We start from the raw sequence: 15,791 nt of genomic DNA on the forward strand, positions 1-15,791 counted from the left end.
GCCCGACGCCCCGCCCGATGACGGGCCCGCCGCTGGGCGCCCCGTCGGGTCCGGGTCAGGGGCCCGGCCCGGTGTCCGGGGAGTCCGGCGCGGAGCGGTCCGGCCGGTCGGTGTCGATGGTCCCGCTGGTCGGTCCGGTCGAGGGCCCCGTGCAGGCCACCACCGCCGTGGCGCGGCCCGGGGTGGAGACGACGACCGTCGTCGACCGGTCGCGGGTGCGGCAGGCTCCGCCACGGGAGCAGGGCCCGTCGCGGGAACAGGGGCCGGGCGGGTCCGGGCCGCTGCGGGACCCGCAGGCTCCGGCCGAGCGGGCCACGGTCGCGACGCCGCTGCCGGAGCGCACGACCGTCGCGACCCCGGTCCCGGGAACGGCCCAGGCCCCCGGAACCACCCCCGGCTCCGGAACCACCCCGGCCCCGGGATCGCAGCGCCCGGCCGCGGGGAGCCGCGAGCACGTCCTCAACCGGGTCGACGGCCCGGGCGCCGCGACCGCGGTCGTCCGCGTCGCGCCCCCGGCGGAGTACCGCACCGCACGGCCGGTGGAGGGCCGTGGCGCGCCGTCGGCCGGGAGCCGCACCGCGCCCCCGGCCGAGGCCACCGGTGGCTGCCCGGTCACCGGGCACGGACGCTCCGGCGGACACCCGCCGCCCCCCGGCGTCGCCGACGAGCGGGACCCCGCCCCCGTCGACCCGGCCGTGGCCGAGGAGTTCCTGCGCCAGGTGTACGCCGAGACCGAGCCGGGCGTCCCGCTGCCGGAGCGGCTGCGCCAGGTCCGCGCCGAGATCGACCGGGTCGGCACCTACACTCACACCACGCACGAGCTGGTCTTCGGCACCCGGGTGGCCTGGCGGAACTCCGCGCGCTGCATCGGGCGCCTGTACTGGCAGTCGCTGCAGGTCCGCGACCTGCGCCACCTGAACGACCCGGCCGACATCGCGCAGGAGAGCGTCGGGCACCTGCGCGCCGCCACCCGCGGCGGGAAGATCCGTTCGACGATGACGGTGTTCGCGCCGGACGCCCCGGGGCGTCCCGGCCCGCGGATCCGTAACGACCAGCTCGTCCGCTACGCCGGGCACCGCAACCCCGACGGCACCGTCACCGGGGACCCGGGGCAGGCCGACTTCACCGACCACGTCGTCGGGATGGGGTGGCCGCGACCGCAGCCGGCGGGCCGGTTCGACGTGCTGCCGCTGCTGATCACCGGCCCGGACGGGCGGTCCCGGCTGTTCGACGTCCCGCCGGACGCCGTGCACGAGGTCCCGCTGCGCCACCCCGAGCACCCCTGGTTCGCCCGGCTCGGGCTGCGCTGGCACTCGGTGCCCGCCATCAGCAACATGCCGCTGGAGATCGGCGGGGTCGTGTACCCGGCCGCCCCGTTCAACGGCTGGTACCTCGACACCGAGGTCGGCGCCCGCAACCTCGCCGACACCGACCGCTACGACCTGCTGCCCGAGATCGCGAAACGGCTCGGGCTCGACACCCGGTCGGTGCGCACGATGTGGCGGGACCGGGCGATGGTCGAGCTGGTCCGCGCGGTCACCTACTCCTTCGACGCCGACGGCGTCACCATGGCCGACCACCACAGCGAGGCCGAGCGGTTCATGACCTTCCTGGCGAAGGAGGAGGCCGCGGGACGGCGCTGCCCGGCCGACTGGAGCTGGATCGTGCCGCCGATGTCGGGCTCGCAGACCCCGGTCTTCCACCGCTACTACGACGAGCCCGACCCGGATCTGCGGCCGGCGTTCCTGGAGCCGCACGGGCTGCGGCCCCGCGACGACCAGGGCTGAGGGCCGTTCAGGGCCGGGCGGTGACCGGGCTCAGGCCCGGCACCTGCCGGGTGCGGCCCCGGAACTCGGCGACGACCGTCCCGTCGTCGGCGCGGACGGTGACGTCGTAGAGCCCGGACCGGCCGCTCGCGGCCCGCTCGACCGCCTCGGCGGTGAGGACGTCGCCCTCGTGCGCCGGGCGCAGGAACGCGATGTCCGCGCCGCTGGCCAGGGCGGAGACGCCGTGGGAGTTGCTGGCGTAGGCCATCGCGGTGTCGGCGAACAGGAACAGGTAGCCGCCGTGGCAGACGCCGTGCCCGTTGACCTGCTCGGGGCGGACGGTCATGGTCGCCGTCGCCCGTCCGGGGGTGACCGCGACGACGTCGACCCCCGCCGCACGGCTCGCCCGGTCGCCGTCGCGCATGATCTCGGCGGTCCGGGTGGCGAGCTGCTCCGGCCCGGTCGGTGGGTTCTCCATGGGGACAGTCTCACCCGCGTGGGCGCCGGGCCGGGCGGGCGGGGCGACGGCGGCTAGGCTCCCCGGCATGAGCAGCGGGACGGGGCAACACGGACGCGGCGTTCCGACGGGCCCGCAGGAGCGCGTGCTGCTGGTGTGGGACGCGCCCAACATGGACATGAGCCTCGGTTCGCTGCTCGGCGCCCGCCCCACCTCGGCCTACCGTCCGCGGTTCGACGCCGTCGGCCGCTGGCTGCTCGACCTCGCCGGCCCCGAGGCCGAGGCCGAGGCGTGTGTATTCACCAACGTCGCCCCGGGCAGCATCGACATCGTCCGGCCCTGGGTCGAGGCCCTGCGCAACGTGGGTTTCGCCGTCTTCGCCAAGCCGAAGACCAGCGAGGACTCCGACGTCGACGACGACATGCTCGCCCACATCGGCATGCGCTCGGCCGAGGGCAGGCTGCGCCACGTCGTCGTCGCCTCGGGGGACGGGCGGGCGTTCCGGGAGCCGCTGGAGAAGCTCATCGAGGTCGGCACCGACGTCACGGTGATCGGCTTCCGCGAGTACGCCGGGTTCGCGCTGGCCTCGGAGACGCTGTCGTTCCTCGACCTCGAGGACATCGACGGCGTGTTCCGCGAGCCGCTGCCGCGCGTCTCGCTGGAGACCCTGCCCGACGAGGGCGCCTGGCTGCCGCCGTTCCGGTCGCTGCGCTCGCTGCTCGACCGCCGCTGACATGGCGGTCCTCCAGCGGCTCACCGCCCCGGTCGCGCTGCCCTGCACGCCCGGCTTCCCGGTCGTGCGTGACGCGGTCCTCGACGTCGACGACACCGGCCGGATCGCGTTCTTCGGCACGGCCGCCGACGCGCCGGCGACCGACGCCGTGCTGCGGCCGCTGCCCGGGCTCCTCATGCCCGGCATGGTCAACACGCACTGCCACACCCCCATGTCGCTGCTGCGCGGGATGGGCGGCGACCTGCCGCTGATGCCGTGGCTGACCGAGGTCATGTGGCCCGCGGAGGGCCTGCTGACCGAACAGGACGTCCACGCCGGGATGCTCGCGGGCTGCCTGGACCTGCTGCGGACCGGCTGCACCACCAGCGTCGAGATGTACTTCTTCACCGACGCCCTGGCCGACGCCGTCCGCACCGCGGGCTCGCGGGCCGTGCTCACCCCGGGGATCATCGCCGCGCCCGGCTGGGACCGGCTCGGGACCTGGGAGCAGATGCGCGACGACGTCTCCGCCCGGATCGACGCCCATGGCCTGGTCCCCGACGACGACGGCCGGATCGAGCTGGGCTACGGCCCGCACTCGGCCTACACGCTGCCGTCGGGTGCGCTGGAGTCGGTCGCCGCGGCCGCCCGCGAGCGCGGCGCGCTGGTGCACACCCACGTCGCGGAGTCCCGCGGCGAGGACGCCGCCGTGCGCGAGGCCCACGGCTCGGTCCCGGCGATGCTCGACGCGGGCGGCGCGCTCGGCGGGCGGGTGCTGGCCGCGCACTCGGTCCACCTGTCCGACGACGACATCGCCGTCTACGCCCGGCACGGCGTCGCCGTCGCGCACTGTCCCGGCTCGAACGCGAAGCTCGCGGCGGGCACCGCCCGGCTGCTGGACCTGCGCCGGGCCGGGGTCCGGGTGGGTCTGGGCACCGACGGTCCCGCCTCCTGCGACGACCTGGACCTCTGGCACCAGGCGCGGCTCGCCGGGCTGATGGCTCGGGTCGGGGCCGACGACGCCGCCGCCCTCACCGCCGCCGACGTGCTGCTCATGGGCACCGCGGACGCCGCGCACGCGATCGGCCGCGACGACCTCGGCGCGCTGGAGGCCGGACGGCGGGCGGACGTGGTGCACGTCGAGACCGACGACTCCGCGTTCGTCGCGCCGTCGGACGACGCGCAGCTCGTGTCGAACCTGGTGTGGGCAGGCGGCTCCCGCCTGGTCCACGACGTGTGGGTGGGCGGCGAGCAGGTCATCGACGCCGGTGAGCCGACCCGGGCCGACCGCCGGGCGTCACTCGCCGCGGTGCGGTCGATCTCGGCGCGGCTGCGCGGGCAGGTCTGAGCGGTCCCGCGCCCGTCAGCGGCCGAGTACGGCCGCGAGGTGCGGGTCGGTGAAGCGGCGGTCGGGGTCGAACCGATCGCGGACGGCGCGGAACGCCTCCCACCCCGGGTAGGCGACGGCGAGCTCGTCCGGCCCCCAGGCGTGCCGGGTGGTCCAGCAGGGCCGCCCGTCGGCGTCCTCGCAGACCGCGCCCGCGAGCCGGCGGACCGGCTCCTCCGCCGGTCCGCGGGTCCGCAGCCGCAGGTAGGCGGTGTCCCGACCGGACGCCGGGTGCAGCAGACCGGTCTCGGCCCGTCCGGTGCGCACCCGCACGGGACGCAGCTCCCGCCCCCGCGCGGCGACGGCGGCCCCCAGCTCGCGCAGGACCGTCCCGAGCGCGGCACGCGGCACGGCCCACTCGGACAGGTCCGGGTCCCACGGCTGCGGGTCCGGCAGGACCTCGTGCGGCGGCCCGGCCGTGCCGGGCGCCCAGCGCTGCGGCGGCGGCCACCCGGAGCGCAGCCCCACCCCGGAGGACCACCACGACGACGCCAGCCGCGACACCGCCTGCCCCCAGCCGGCGCGCTCGACCGGACCGGTCGCCTCGGGCTCCGGCTCGGCCCAGCGCAGCACCGCGGACCCGGCGTGCGCCGACGGGCTGACCGCGATGTCGCACTCGGTCCAGGCGTGCTCGCCGAGCAGGTCCTCGCCGAGCACCTCGTCGATGCCGACGGCGCGCTCGTGCACCTGCAGCCGCGTGAGCGGGACGGTGCGGAGCTCCAGCGCGGTCGCGATGCCCAGTGCGCCGAGCCCGCAGCGGGCGGCGTCGAGGTCGGGTCCGGTGACGTCGCGGACTGTGCCGCGGCCGTCGACCAACCGGACGGCCCGGACCTGGCCGGACAGCGAGCCCTCCGCGGGGGCGCCGCCGTACATGCCCAGCCCGGTGGCGCCGCCGATGGTGGCGCGGGGCGCGTCGGGCACGGTGGCCAGCGCCCGGCCGGCGGCGGCGAGGGCGACGCAGAGGTCCGCGACGGTCTCCCCGGCCCGCACCCGCACGGTGTCCTCGGCGATCTCGACGACGCCGGTCAGCGCGGACACGTCGAGTAGTACGTCATCGGTCCGGACGAGGGGTCCCGGGGCGCGGCCGCCGGCACCGGTGGGGCGGACGGTGGCGCCCCGTTCCGCGGCCCGTCGCACGGCCGTCACGACGCCGGCCTCGTCGAGCGGGCGGTCGGTGCGCCGGGGGCCGGTCGCGGCGGGATCGGTGCTCATCCCTCGCAGGGTAGAACGCCGAGGGTCACCGTGCGGAACGATTCGAGCACGCGTCGCGGCGCGTCGTACGGCCGTCCGGTGGGACGGCGGTGAACGTGGTGGCGGGTGTGCCGGACGGGACGGCGAAACATGCAGCGAATGCCCTCTTGTGACCCGGACGGCCGCCCGATACGGTCACACTCCGTGGCGATCATGTCGCCACGCGAGTCCGGGACGAGGATGTCCCGCACTCGGCCCCGTCGCCCTGCCCGGAACCGCGCTCCCCACGGCTCCGGTCGGCGCCGACGGCGTCACCGGTGTCGCGCGCGCCACGCCGGTGGCCTCCGCACGCGCGAGGGCCGGGTGCGGTGGTCGGCTCCCTCCGACCATCGCCCCGGCCCTCGCCTTGCGTGCTGACGACCCAGCTCCCCAGCCGGTCGTCACCTCATCCCGCGGTCCCAAGGTGTGTCCGCGGGATGTTCTGGTGCATCCTCGGCGCTCCCGGTCCCCACCGGTCCTGCCGTGCGGCCGTACGCCTGTGGCGTGCGGCTACTCCCCGGGACGCTCCGGGGGTGTCGTGGTTGCCTCGCGTACCGATCCGGTCCCGAAAGGGTGCCGAACGGCCGTACCGCGCCGCCCGTGCCGGCGGAGCGACCGGGCCGGATGCCCGTCCGGTCGCTCGGACGCCGCTCAGGCCGTGCGGGTCAGCCGGTGCCGCCCGGCACCGCCCAGCAGATCGGCGATCGCGGCCCGGTCCGCGGCGCGCTCGGCGTCGCGACGACGGCGCAGCATCACCATGGCGGCGTCGCCCGGTGTGTTCCAGGCGCCGTCGTCCTGCTCCTGCGGCGCGTGGCCGAGCGGCTGCGCCGGGACCGGTGCGACCTCGGCGTGGAACGCGGCGACCGTGTCCCCGGTCGGCCGGACCGCGCCACCGCGGCGGGTCGTGCGGACGGTGCCGCGGTGGACGCGGCGCACGGCGTTGCCGGCGCTCCCGCTCCGCCGGCCGTCCCGCCAGCCCCCGACGGTGAGGGCGTGGAAGATCGGGGTCTCCTCCTGGATCTCGTCGTGCGACTCGTGCCGGCCGGGGAACGGCCAGCTCTCCTGCGCGGCGCGTCGCGCCCGGATCGACGACTCGAGGCCACCCGCAGCGCTGTCGAACTCGTACACCCGCCGTACCTCCTGCTCGCCTGACATGTGGGGACCCACGGCCTGGTCCGTATCGCGTACACCCGGTACCGCCGTTCGGCCCACTCACCCGGTCAACGGGTGACACACGAGAGGGGAAACGGGGGTGACAGTTCTGGTTGCGAGGTCCCCTCGTACGAGTGGCGTGACCGGTCCGGGACTCTCCGTGTTGTCTACGGAGCGTGTTCACCCAGCCTCCTCCTGGAGCAGTCGGTGACGTCGGTTCGGAGTCCGGCCCGTAGGAAGCCCTCGGCGACGGATCCTCGCCTCGGCCCAGGTGACCACGATCCGGCACGTCGCGACCACCATGCGGCGGTGCGTGACCACATCGCCACTCCTTCGTGCCGGTGCGGCCCACGGAGTGTCCACTACACGGGTGTAGTTCGACGGACAGTCACGAATGGCTGTCAGCACTGCTCCGTCCGTCCCGGCGCTGGGCCGTCCGGGGTGCAGTGATCGGGGGCCGGGCCGTCACCGTTGCGTGCACCGCGCCACCCCGGCCGATCCGCCGTACCGTCGTCCCATGACGGAGCGGACCGGGCGGCCCGCCGCTCCTTCCGGGAGCGGCATCCCGCACCCACGGCACGACGACGACCCTGCCCTTCGCGGGCGCGCGTCCGCGGACGGGCACCACGCGGAACCGGCGCAGGCCGCGGACGAGGACTCCGGCGCCGGGCACGCACGTGTGGTCGCCCCGCGGCCGGCCGGTCCCGGGGCCGGCGCCCACCGGGCCACCCCCGCCCCGCACGACGACACCGAGCCCCTCCTCGACGACACCACCGACCACCGTCGCGGCGCCGGCCAGCGGACCGGGCCGCACGTCGCGGACCCCGCGGCGCGGGCCGCCGGGGCGCGCCCCCGCCCGTCGCCGCGGGCGGAGATCCCGCGCCCGCTGCGGATCGCCTCCGAGGCCTGTGCCCGGATGCTCGTCATCGCCGCCGGATTCGCGCTGCTCGTCTTCCTCGTGATCGAGCTGCGGGTCGTGGTCGTCCCGGTGGCGATCGCGGTACTGCTGTCCGCACTGCTCGCCCCGCTGGTCCGGTGGCTGCACGAGCGGCGGGTGCCCCGCGGCATCGCGACGGCGCTGGTGATGGTCGGCGGTCTGGCCGCGCTCGGGGGGCTGCTGACCGCCGTCGTCAGCACCCTGGTCGACGGCACGTCCCAGGTGGTGGCGGAGGTCACCGACAACGTCGGCTCGCTGCAGGGGCTCGCCGACGCGACGCCGTTCCGGATCGACGTCGGCGTGCTCGGCGACCAGGTGCTGCAGGCGGTGCGCGACAACCAGCAGACGCTGACCTCCGGCGCGGTGACGACCGCCGCGACCGTCGGGGAGATTCTCGCCGGGTTCGCGCTCTGCCTCTTCGCGTTGATCTTCATGCTCCACGACGGCCGCCGCATCTGGGGGTTCGTCCGGCTGCTCGCCCCGCGGGCCCGGCGCTCGCGGGTCGACGTCGCCGCCCGCCGGGCGTTCGCCTCGCTCGTCGGCTACGTACGGGCGACGGTGCTGGTCGCGATCGTCGACGCCCTCGGGATCGGCCTGGGCCTGTGGGCGACGGGTGTGCCGTTCGTGCTGCCGCTGGCCGCGCTGGTGTTCCTCGGTGCGTTCGTGCCGATCATCGGGGCGGTGCTGACCGGCGCCGTCGCGGTGCTGGTCGCGCTGGCCACCGAGGGACCGGTGACCGCGCTGATCGTGCTCGGTGTCGTGCTGGCGGTGCAGCAGCTGGAGAGCCACGTGCTCCAGCCGGTGCTGATGGGCCGGGCCGTCCGGCTGCACCCGCTGGCGGTCGCGCTCGGCGTCGCGGTCGGGGTGGTCGTCGCCGGGATCGCCGGCGCGCTGCTCGCCGTCCCGCTGCTGGCCGTACTGACCGCCGCGGTGCGCTCCCTGGTCGCGTCGCGCGAGGTCGCGCCGCGGGCGGTGGACCCGCTGCGCCCGCGCGAGGCGAACCCGCCGCCCGCCCTGCCGGGCTGAGCGCACGCCCTGCCGCGCAGTGCCTGCGGTGGGACGATCGCGCCGTGCGTTATCTCGTGACGGGTGCGACCGGCTACATCGGTGGGCGGCTCGCGCCCCGGCTGCTGGGCCACGGTCCCGAGCCCGACCTCGTCCCGGACCCGTCCACGGGCCCGGTCCGCGTGCGCTGCCTGGTCCGCAACCCGGACAAGCTCGCCGACGTGCCGTGGGCCGCCGACGCCGAGATCGTGCAGGGCGACCTGCTGGACCCGGACAGCGTCCGCGCGGCCTGCGAGGACGTCGACGTCGTCTACTTCCTCGTGCACTCGCTGTCGGACTCCGACTTCGCCGCCACCGACCGGCGGGCCGCGCTGATCCTCGGGGAGGCGGCGCGCGCGGCCGGCGTGAAGCGGATCGTCTACCTGGGTGGTCTGCACCCGGACACCGGGGCCGGGAAGCTCTCGGCCCACCTGGCGTCGCGGGTGGAGGTGGGGGAGACCCTGCTGCGCTCCGGGGTACCGACGGTCGTGCTGCAGGCCGCGGTGATCCTCGGCTCCGGCTCGGCCAGCTTCGAGATGCTGCGCTACCTGACCCAGCGGCTCCCGCTGATGGTCACCCCGCGCTGGGTGCACAACCGGATCCAGCCGATCGCGGTGCGCGACGTGCTGCGCTACCTGATCCGGGTCGCGGAGATCGACGCGCCGGCCGCCGAGCTGAACCGGACCTTCGACATCGGCGGCCCCGAGGTCCTCACCTACTACGAGATGATGCAGCGCTACGCCCGCGTCGCCGGCCTGTCCCGGCGCCGGGTGCTGCCGGTGCCGGTGCTGTCGCCGTCGTTGTCCGCGCACTGGATCAACGTCGTCACGCCCGTCCCGAAGTCGATCGCGAAGCCGCTGATCGAGTCCCTGGTGCACGAGGTCGTCTGCTCCGAGGACGACATCAAGGCCCGCATCCCCGACCCGCCGGGCGGGCTGATCGGCTACGACCGCGCCGTCGAGCTGGCCCTGTCCCGCATCACCGACGGCGAGGTCGAGACCCGCTGGTCGGGCGCGACGGTGGCGAACGTGCCGTCCGACCCGCTGCCCAGTGACCCGGAGTGGGCCGGTGGCGACGTCTACCTCGACGAGCGCGAGCAGGCCTGCGCCGCCACCCCGGAACAGCTGTGGACGGTCGTCGAGGGCATCGGCGGGGAGCGCGGCTGGTACTCGTTCCCGCTGGCCTGGTCGGTGCGCGGCTGGATGGACCGCGCGGTCGGCGGCGTCGGGCTCTCCCGCGGCCGTCGCGACCCGCACGACCTGCGCACCGGCGACGCGCTGGACTGGTGGCGGGTGGAGCGGATGGTCGAGCCCGGCGGGGCCCGCCCGGCCGGCAGCGACCGCGACCCCGAGGAGGGGCTGTTGCGGCTGCGCGCGGAGATGAAGGTACCCGGCCGGGCCTGGCTGGAGATGTCGGTGCGCCCGCGTCCGGGCGGGTCGACCTACCACCAGCGGGCGGTGTTCATCCCGCACGGCCTCCCCGGCTACCTGTACTGGTGGTCGGTCGCGCCGTTCCACGGGATCGTCTTCGGCGGGATGGTCCGCAACATCACCCGCACCGCCGAGCGCGACGGCGACGTCCCCGCCCCGGCGAGCCGCCGTCCGGCATGGCTGCGGTCCCGGTCGCACCGCGACCGGGCGGCCTGACCGCCTCCGGGTCGGCGCTCCCCCGACCACGGTGGCCCGCGCGGCGGCGTCAGCCGCGATCGGGGCCCGAGAGGGCGGCGAGCAGCACGGCGGACTCGCGCTCGGACACCGAGCGCGCGAAGTGCAGGAGCACGGCCTCGGTGTCGCCGGGGCCGTCGAGCAGGTCGCGCAGGGCGCGCGCGGTCTCCTCCTCGCGGCTCGCGGCCGGCGTGTAGAGGTAGGCGCGACCGTCCAGCTCCCGCTGCACCCAGCCCTTGCGGTGCAGGTTGTCGAGCACCGTCATGACGGTCGTGTACGCCAGCGGACGGGCCGGGGCCAGGCGGGCGCGGACGTCGCGCACCCGACACGGTCCCGCGTCGCCCCACAGCACGTCCATCACGGCGGCCTCGAGCTCGCCGAGTCGACCACGCATGTTGCCTCCCGGATCCGAGGGTAACCGCAACCCCCCATGCTCCCCCGGTCGGTGGGCCGTCGGATCAGCAGCCGGACAGTGCGGGCACGGGCTCCACCGCACGCGGTCCCGGGCCGAGCACCACCCAGCGACCACCCGAGGCCTCCACCTGGGGCAGCGCGGCGCGGACCTCGTCGAGGAGTTCGGGCAGGAACAGCAGGACACGGTCCGGGCGCAGGCCGGCGAGCTCGTCGGGGGACACGACGGGCACGTCGCTGCCCGGCATGCGGTGGCCCTGCTTGGCCGGCGAGGCGTCACCGACGGCGGCCAGCAGCGACGCGTCCAGCCCGGCGCGGCACACCAGCGGCACCGCGCGGGACGCCGCGCCGTAGGCGGCGACGGTGCGTCCGGCCGCCCGCTCGGCGACCAGCCAGTCGAGCAGCAGGTGGGTGTCGTCGGCGGCCGCCTGCAGCCGGGCGAACCCGGACGGCTCGGTGACGGCGAGGGCGCGTTCCTCGTCGACGAGGCGGCGGGTCCCGGCGTCGGGCTCGGCGCCGGCCCGGGCGGTGACCAGCACGGTCCCACCGGACAGCGGGTACCACCACGCCCGATGCACGCCCAGGCCGTGCCGGCGCAGTGCGGCGTCCAGGGCGGGCAGCGACCAGTAGCCGTAGTGGCCGTGGCGCAGGTCGAACCACTGGTCGTCACGCAGCACGGTGCCCAGCGACAGCAGCTGGAGCGCGAGCGTGCCGCCGGGGGCGAGCAGCGCGACCCGCCGGGCGAGCGCATCGGCCTGGTCGGGCTCGTGCAGCAGCCCGTAGAAGTCGACGACGAGGTCGGCCCGCCCGGCCGCGGACACCGCGTCCGCATCGAGCGCGGCCATGCCGCGCCCGGTCAGCCGCGGGAGCCACGAGCCGCCGTGCGGGCTGCCGAACTCCGCGACCCGGCCGCCCGGGCGGACCAGCCCGGCGCGGGCGAGCCGGCCGACCGAGCGGTCGCTCTGTTCGGTCATCGCCCGCGGTTCGACGCCGTGCAGCTCCTCGGTGACCGCGGCATCGGTCTGCAGCTGGGCGAGACCGCAGCCGGCGCACAGCCACATGCGCAGCGGGGCCGCCGGGTCGGGCAGCGGGGCGTCCCGCGCGGGCATCCGGTCCCACGGCGGCTGCTCGCCCAGGTCGAGCACGACCGTGCCCGCGGCACCGCCACAGGCACGGCACCGGGTACCCGGCGTCGGGTCGTCGGTCATGCGCCACCCCTCGTCGCATCAGTACTAGGGCCGATAGTAGATACGGCGGCTGAAAGCCCGCTGTGAACCCGATCAGAGCAACGTGGACTCGCGCAGCGTCACCGGGACCGGGTCCGCTCGTTGTCGTCTCCGGTACCCCAACCGCAGCCCACCGCGCGCCCGTCGCACGCGGTGACCGGACCCGAGGGAGGTCGAGTGGACGTCGTACGAACCGTGGTGCCCGGCGCGCTGCTGCTCGACCCGACCGTCGCCGACACATCCGGCCCGGACCTCACGGCCTTCACCGTGCGACGACGGCGCCGCCCGGCCCGGGACGCCGTGCTCGGCCTGTTCGGCCATCCCGGCGACGCGGTGCTGCTCGGCGTCCCCCGCGGCAGCGGCTACGCCGTCGTCATCGACGCCCGGCCGGACGCCGACACCTTCGGCCGGCTCGCCGTCGCGCTGCTCGGGGGCCCGCAGCGACTGCTCGTCCCGCCGGGCTGCCTCTACGGCCTCCAGTCCGTCGCGAGCGGGACCGTCGTCGAGCTGCGCAGCGCCACCCGGCTCCCGCGCCGGGAACGCTTCGACGTCGACCCGGACGACCCGGACCTGGCGGTCCGCTGGCTCCGCCCCCGGCCGGCCCGGACACCGGGCACGGCACGCTCCTGGGCCGCGCTGACCGCCCGCCTCGGGGCTCCCGCGGGCCCCCGCCGGGACCGCGTCTCCCTCTGGTGACCCCGGGCGCCGTCCCCGGTGTGAGGACGGGCGCATGTGAGCCGGTCGGCCCGGTCGGCGAGATCACGAATCGGTCACGTAACGTCGTCACCAGGCCGGATCGACGACGCCCCGCGCCGGACGGCGGCACGACCGTGTCCGCCGGGACGTGGACACGAGGGGTTGCCGAGGTGCTGAGCGAGCGCGAGAACCGTCGACTGCACGAGATCGAGGTGCAGCTGCGACTGACCGACCCGCGACTGGTCCGCCGGTTCTCCGCGCTGAACACCGCACTGCGCGCCCCGGCCCGCCACGGTGGACGGCTTCTCGCCGGCTTCGCCCGCGACCGGCGCACCGTGCACGGCTCCGGCCCGTTCCCGACGATGCTGCTGGGGACCGCGCTGGTCGTGCTGCTGCTCGGTGCCGTGCTGGTGAGCGTGCCGGTCGTCGTCGCGGGGATCCTCGTGGCCGGCCTCGCCCTGGCCGTCGCGGCCACCACCGGACCGCAGGCGCACCCCGGAACCGCCTGACCCGCCACCCCCGCACCGCGCGGTGCCGCCCCGGACGGTGGCCATCCAGCGACCGGTGTCGCCCCGGACGGACGGCGTGGCCGTGGCGCGCGACCGGCCGCCTCAGCCGTGGGCGAGGTCGGAGAACCGGCTGTAGTGCAGCTGGTGGGCGACGGTGATCGTCGTGGTCGGGCCGTTACGGTGCTTGGCCAGGATCAGGTCGGCCTCACCGGCGCGCGGGTCGTCCTGCTCGAACGCGTCGGGGCGGTGCAGCAGCACCACCATGTCCGCGTCCTGCTCGATCGAGCCGGACTCACGCAGGTCGGACAGCATCGGCCGCTTGTCGGTGCGCTGCTCGGGACCACGGTTCAGCTGGCTCATCGCCACCACCGGGACCTCGAGCTCCTTGGCCAGCAGCTTGATCTGCCGGGAGAACTCCGAGACCTCCTGCTGACGGGACTCGACCTTGCGGCCCGAGGTCATCAGCTGCAGGTAGTCCAGGATGATCAGCTTCAGGTCGTAGCGCTGCTTCATCCGGCGCGCCTTGGCCCGGATCTCCATCAGCGTCAGGTTCGGCGAGTCGTCGATGTAGAGGGGCGCCTCGGAGATCTCCGACATCCGCCGCGCCATCCGCGTCCAGTCCTCGTCCGACATCCGGCCGGCGCGCATGTCGGCCAGCCGGATCCGGGCCTCCGCGGACAGCAGACGCATGACGATCTCGGACTTGCTCATCTCCAGCGAGAAGAACGCGCTGGTCATGCCGTTCTTGATGGAGCAGGAGCGGGCGAAGTCCAGCCCCAGGGTCGACTTGCCCAGACCCGGCCGGGCCGCGACGACGACCATCTGGCCCGGGTGCAGACCGTTGGTGACCTGGTCGAGGTCGGCGAAGCCGGTCGGCACACCCGTGGACTGGCCGCCCCGGGAGGCGATCGCGTCGATCTCGTCCATCGTGGGCTGGAGGAGCTCCTCCAGCACCGTGTAGTCCTCGGTGGTGGTGCGCTCGGTGACCTCGTAGACCGCGGCCTGGGCGCGGTCCACCGCGTCGTCGACGTCGCCGCCGTCGGCGCCGTGGTAGCCCAGCTGCACGATCCGGGTGCCGGCCTCGACCAGCCGTCGCAGGACCGCCTTCTCGCCCACGATCTCGGCGTAGTAGGCCGCGTTCGCCGCCGTCGGCACGGTCGCGATCAGGGTGTGCAGGTAGGGCGCGCCGCCGAGGCGGACGAGCTCACCGCGCCGCTGCAGCTCCGCCGAGACCGTCACCGCGTCGGCGGGTTCGCCGCGGCTGTAGAGGTCCAGGATCGTCTCGTAGACGGTCTGGTGGGCGGGCCGGTAGAAGTCCTCCGGCTGCAGCACCTCCACGACGTCGGCGATCGCGTCCTTGCTCAGCAGCATCCCGCCGAGCACGGACTGCTCGGCCGTGAGGTCCTGCGGGGGCTGACGGTCGAACGTCGCACCCTCGCCCGGTCCGGAGGCCTTCTCGCCGTCACGGACCGCACGGGGCTTGTTGCCGGGACGATCGTCCGTCAGAGCCATACGCAGCGTCACCCCCGGTGGACACAGTACCGAACGCACGTTCGACGCGCGAGTGGTGCGTCCTGCCCACCCGCGACCGTCGTCGGTGATCTACCGGCCGGCCCGGTGCCCGACGGGCCGCGACGGACGCGGCCCGCGGGACACGGCGCTCGCGTCCCGGTACGACGACAGTAGGTCGGCCGGACGGCGCCTGGCGAACCGACCTGGTGATCGATCTGGGGATGAACTGTGCACGGATGCCGCCCGTCCCGGGACCGTGCTGGGGACAACCTGGGGACAGCGCACAGGATCGGGCAGTCTTTCCTGGTCACAGGCATGTTCACAGCTGTGGACAACTTTGCTCTGGCGTGTCGTCGAACGCCCCGTGCGGGCGTGTCGGAGCGCCCGGCGGGCCGTTCGCCGCCCGGCGCGTCCACAAGCCCGCCCGACGAGTGGAGCGTCACCGGACGGCGTGTCGGCTGCGTGACAAGACATCCCGTCCGGGGTCGTCCGATCGGTGTCGATCGTCCATCCGGGACTGCGGACCGTGTGTGCGGCGCCCGTTCGGGACGGTCCCGGACAGACGACAGGGCGGTGCCCGGAGCACGTGGCTCCGGACACCGCCCTGTTCACTGTCGGTGGTCGTGCGACCACCGGACCGCTCAGCTCGCGACGACCGCGATCGGCAGCTCGGTGGTGACCTCCGGGTGCAGGCGGACCTGCACCTGGTGCTTGCCCAGGGTCTTGAGGTGACCCGGGACGTCGATGCTGCGCTTGTCCAGCAGCGGGCCGCCTGCCGCCTTGACGGCGTCGACGACCTGGGCCGGCGTGATCGATCCGAACAAGCGGCCGGTGTCGCCGGCCTTGGCCGACACGGTCACGTTGATGTTGCGCAGCTGCGAGTCGACCTGCTGGGCGTGGCCCAGGTCGCGGATCTCGCGGGTCTTCTGGGCCCGGCGGATCTGCTCGACCTGCTTCTCGGCGCCACGGGTGGCGACGACCGCGAGCTTGCGCGGCAGCAGGTAGTTGCGACCGTAGCCGTCCTTGACCTCGACGATGTCACCCGGGGCACCCAGGTTCGGGACGTCGGCGTTGAGGATGAGCTTCAT

Annotated in this window: 14 protein-coding genes; 7 read left to right on the top strand and 7 right to left on the bottom strand. The window is 75.2% G+C overall.

Translation table 11 applies throughout. The features are described from left to right. Positions 1-695 precede the first annotated feature (695 nt). Positions 696-1,787, top strand: a complete 1,092-nt coding sequence (locus ATL51_RS16180; RefSeq protein WP_301549258.1) for a nitric oxide synthase oxygenase — start codon at positions 696-698, stop codon at positions 1,785-1,787. 7 nt (positions 1,788-1,794) lie between these two features. Here ATL51_RS16180 and paaI read toward each other — a convergent pair whose 3' ends face one another. Next, positions 1,795-2,244: a hydroxyphenylacetyl-CoA thioesterase PaaI gene (gene paaI / locus ATL51_RS16185; RefSeq protein ID WP_100879080.1), complete on the bottom strand. Its 450-nt coding sequence runs from the start codon at positions 2,242-2,244 to the stop codon at positions 1,795-1,797. A 67-nt stretch (positions 2,245-2,311) separates the two neighbouring features. On the opposite strand from paaI, the gene ATL51_RS16190 reads away from it, so the two are divergent. Together ATL51_RS16190 and ATL51_RS16195 are read left to right on the top strand one after the other, a co-directional pair. Further along, on the top strand, positions 2,312-2,956 hold the full coding sequence (locus ATL51_RS16190) for an NYN domain-containing protein (protein ID WP_073576110.1): 645 nt from the start codon (positions 2,312-2,314) through the stop codon (positions 2,954-2,956). A 1-nt stretch (position 2,957) separates the two neighbouring features. Next, the gene (locus tag ATL51_RS16195; protein WP_100879081.1) at positions 2,958-4,283 is read left to right on the top strand and encodes an amidohydrolase family protein; all 1,326 of its coding nucleotides are present in this window, start codon (positions 2,958-2,960) and stop codon (positions 4,281-4,283) included. A 15-nt stretch (positions 4,284-4,298) separates the two neighbouring features. On the opposite strand, the gene ATL51_RS16200 is transcribed toward ATL51_RS16195, so the two are convergent. Beyond that, complete coding sequence (locus tag ATL51_RS16200; protein ID WP_100879082.1) at positions 4,299-5,534, bottom strand: D-arabinono-1,4-lactone oxidase; 1,236 nt, start codon at positions 5,532-5,534, stop codon at positions 4,299-4,301. Positions 5,535-6,203: 669 nt separating this feature from the next. Beyond that, positions 6,204-6,680, bottom strand: a complete 477-nt coding sequence (locus ATL51_RS16205) for a hypothetical protein (protein WP_073576113.1) — start codon at positions 6,678-6,680, stop codon at positions 6,204-6,206. A 541-nt stretch (positions 6,681-7,221) separates the two neighbouring features. Between ATL51_RS16205 and ATL51_RS16210 the strand changes: the two genes are divergently transcribed. Together ATL51_RS16210 and ATL51_RS16215 are read left to right on the top strand one after the other, a co-directional pair. Continuing rightward, entirely contained in the window at positions 7,222-8,667 is a 1,446-nt protein-coding gene (locus ATL51_RS16210) for an AI-2E family transporter (RefSeq protein ID WP_301549052.1), read from the top strand. Positions 8,668-8,711: 44 nt separating this feature from the next. Further along, on the top strand, positions 8,712-10,331 hold the full coding sequence (locus tag ATL51_RS16215; protein ID WP_100879084.1) for an SDR family oxidoreductase: 1,620 nt from the start codon (positions 8,712-8,714) through the stop codon (positions 10,329-10,331). A 49-nt stretch (positions 10,332-10,380) separates the two neighbouring features. Here ATL51_RS16215 and ATL51_RS16220 read toward each other — a convergent pair whose 3' ends face one another. Then, on the bottom strand, positions 10,381-10,743 hold the full coding sequence (locus ATL51_RS16220; RefSeq protein WP_062398947.1) for a BlaI/MecI/CopY family transcriptional regulator: 363 nt from the start codon (positions 10,741-10,743) through the stop codon (positions 10,381-10,383). A 64-nt stretch (positions 10,744-10,807) separates the two neighbouring features. After that, a complete protein-coding gene (locus ATL51_RS16225) occupies positions 10,808-11,968 on the bottom strand; it encodes a class I SAM-dependent methyltransferase (protein ID WP_100879085.1) in 1,161 nt (386 codons plus the stop codon). 195 nt (positions 11,969-12,163) lie between these two features. On the opposite strand from ATL51_RS16225, the gene ATL51_RS16230 reads away from it, so the two are divergent. Next, on the top strand, positions 12,164-12,682 hold the full coding sequence (locus tag ATL51_RS16230; RefSeq protein ID WP_157818390.1) for a dTDP-4-dehydrorhamnose 3,5-epimerase family protein: 519 nt from the start codon (positions 12,164-12,166) through the stop codon (positions 12,680-12,682). 170 nt (positions 12,683-12,852) lie between these two features. Next, on the top strand, positions 12,853-13,191 hold the full coding sequence (locus tag ATL51_RS28285) for a DUF3040 domain-containing protein (protein ID WP_073576117.1): 339 nt from the start codon (positions 12,853-12,855) through the stop codon (positions 13,189-13,191). Between the two features lie 102 nt (positions 13,192-13,293). Here the strand turns inward: ATL51_RS28285 and dnaB are convergent, their stop codons facing one another. Together dnaB and rplI are read right to left on the bottom strand one after the other, a co-directional pair. Beyond that, positions 13,294-14,703, bottom strand: a complete 1,410-nt coding sequence (dnaB, locus tag ATL51_RS16240) for a replicative DNA helicase (RefSeq protein WP_062403954.1) — start codon at positions 14,701-14,703, stop codon at positions 13,294-13,296. 641 nt (positions 14,704-15,344) lie between these two features. Further along, positions 15,345-15,791 carry a 50S ribosomal protein L9 gene (gene rplI, locus ATL51_RS16245; RefSeq protein WP_073576118.1) on the bottom strand — a complete coding sequence of 149 codons (447 nt, stop codon included), beginning with the start codon at positions 15,789-15,791 and terminating at the stop codon, positions 15,345-15,347.

It is taken from the genome of Pseudonocardia alni (genome assembly GCF_002813375.1).
Lineage (GTDB): Bacteria > Actinomycetota > Actinomycetes > Mycobacteriales > Pseudonocardiaceae > Pseudonocardia > Pseudonocardia alni.

Coding starts and splice junctions, on each gene's coding strand:
- paaI (WP_100879080.1), bottom strand. CDS start 2,244: ATGGAGAACCCACCGACCGGGCCGGAGCAGCTCGCCACCCGGACCGCC.
- ATL51_RS16190 (WP_073576110.1), top strand. CDS start 2,312: ATGAGCAGCGGGACGGGGCAACACGGACGCGGCGTTCCGACGGGCCCG.
- ATL51_RS16195 (WP_100879081.1), top strand. CDS start 2,958: ATGGCGGTCCTCCAGCGGCTCACCGCCCCGGTCGCGCTGCCCTGCACG.
- ATL51_RS16200 (WP_100879082.1), bottom strand. CDS start 5,534: ATGAGCACCGATCCCGCCGCGACCGGCCCCCGGCGCACCGACCGCCCG.
- ATL51_RS16210 (WP_301549052.1), top strand. CDS start 7,222: ATGACGGAGCGGACCGGGCGGCCCGCCGCTCCTTCCGGGAGCGGCATC.
- ATL51_RS16220 (WP_062398947.1), bottom strand. CDS start 10,743: ATGCGTGGTCGACTCGGCGAGCTCGAGGCCGCCGTGATGGACGTGCTG.
- ATL51_RS16225 (WP_100879085.1), bottom strand. CDS start 11,968: ATGACCGACGACCCGACGCCGGGTACCCGGTGCCGTGCCTGTGGCGGT.
- dnaB (WP_062403954.1), bottom strand. CDS start 14,703: ATGGCTCTGACGGACGATCGTCCCGGCAACAAGCCCCGTGCGGTCCGT.
- rplI (WP_073576118.1), bottom strand. CDS start 15,791: ATGAAGCTCATCCTCAACGCCGACGTCCCGAACCTGGGTGCCCCGGGT.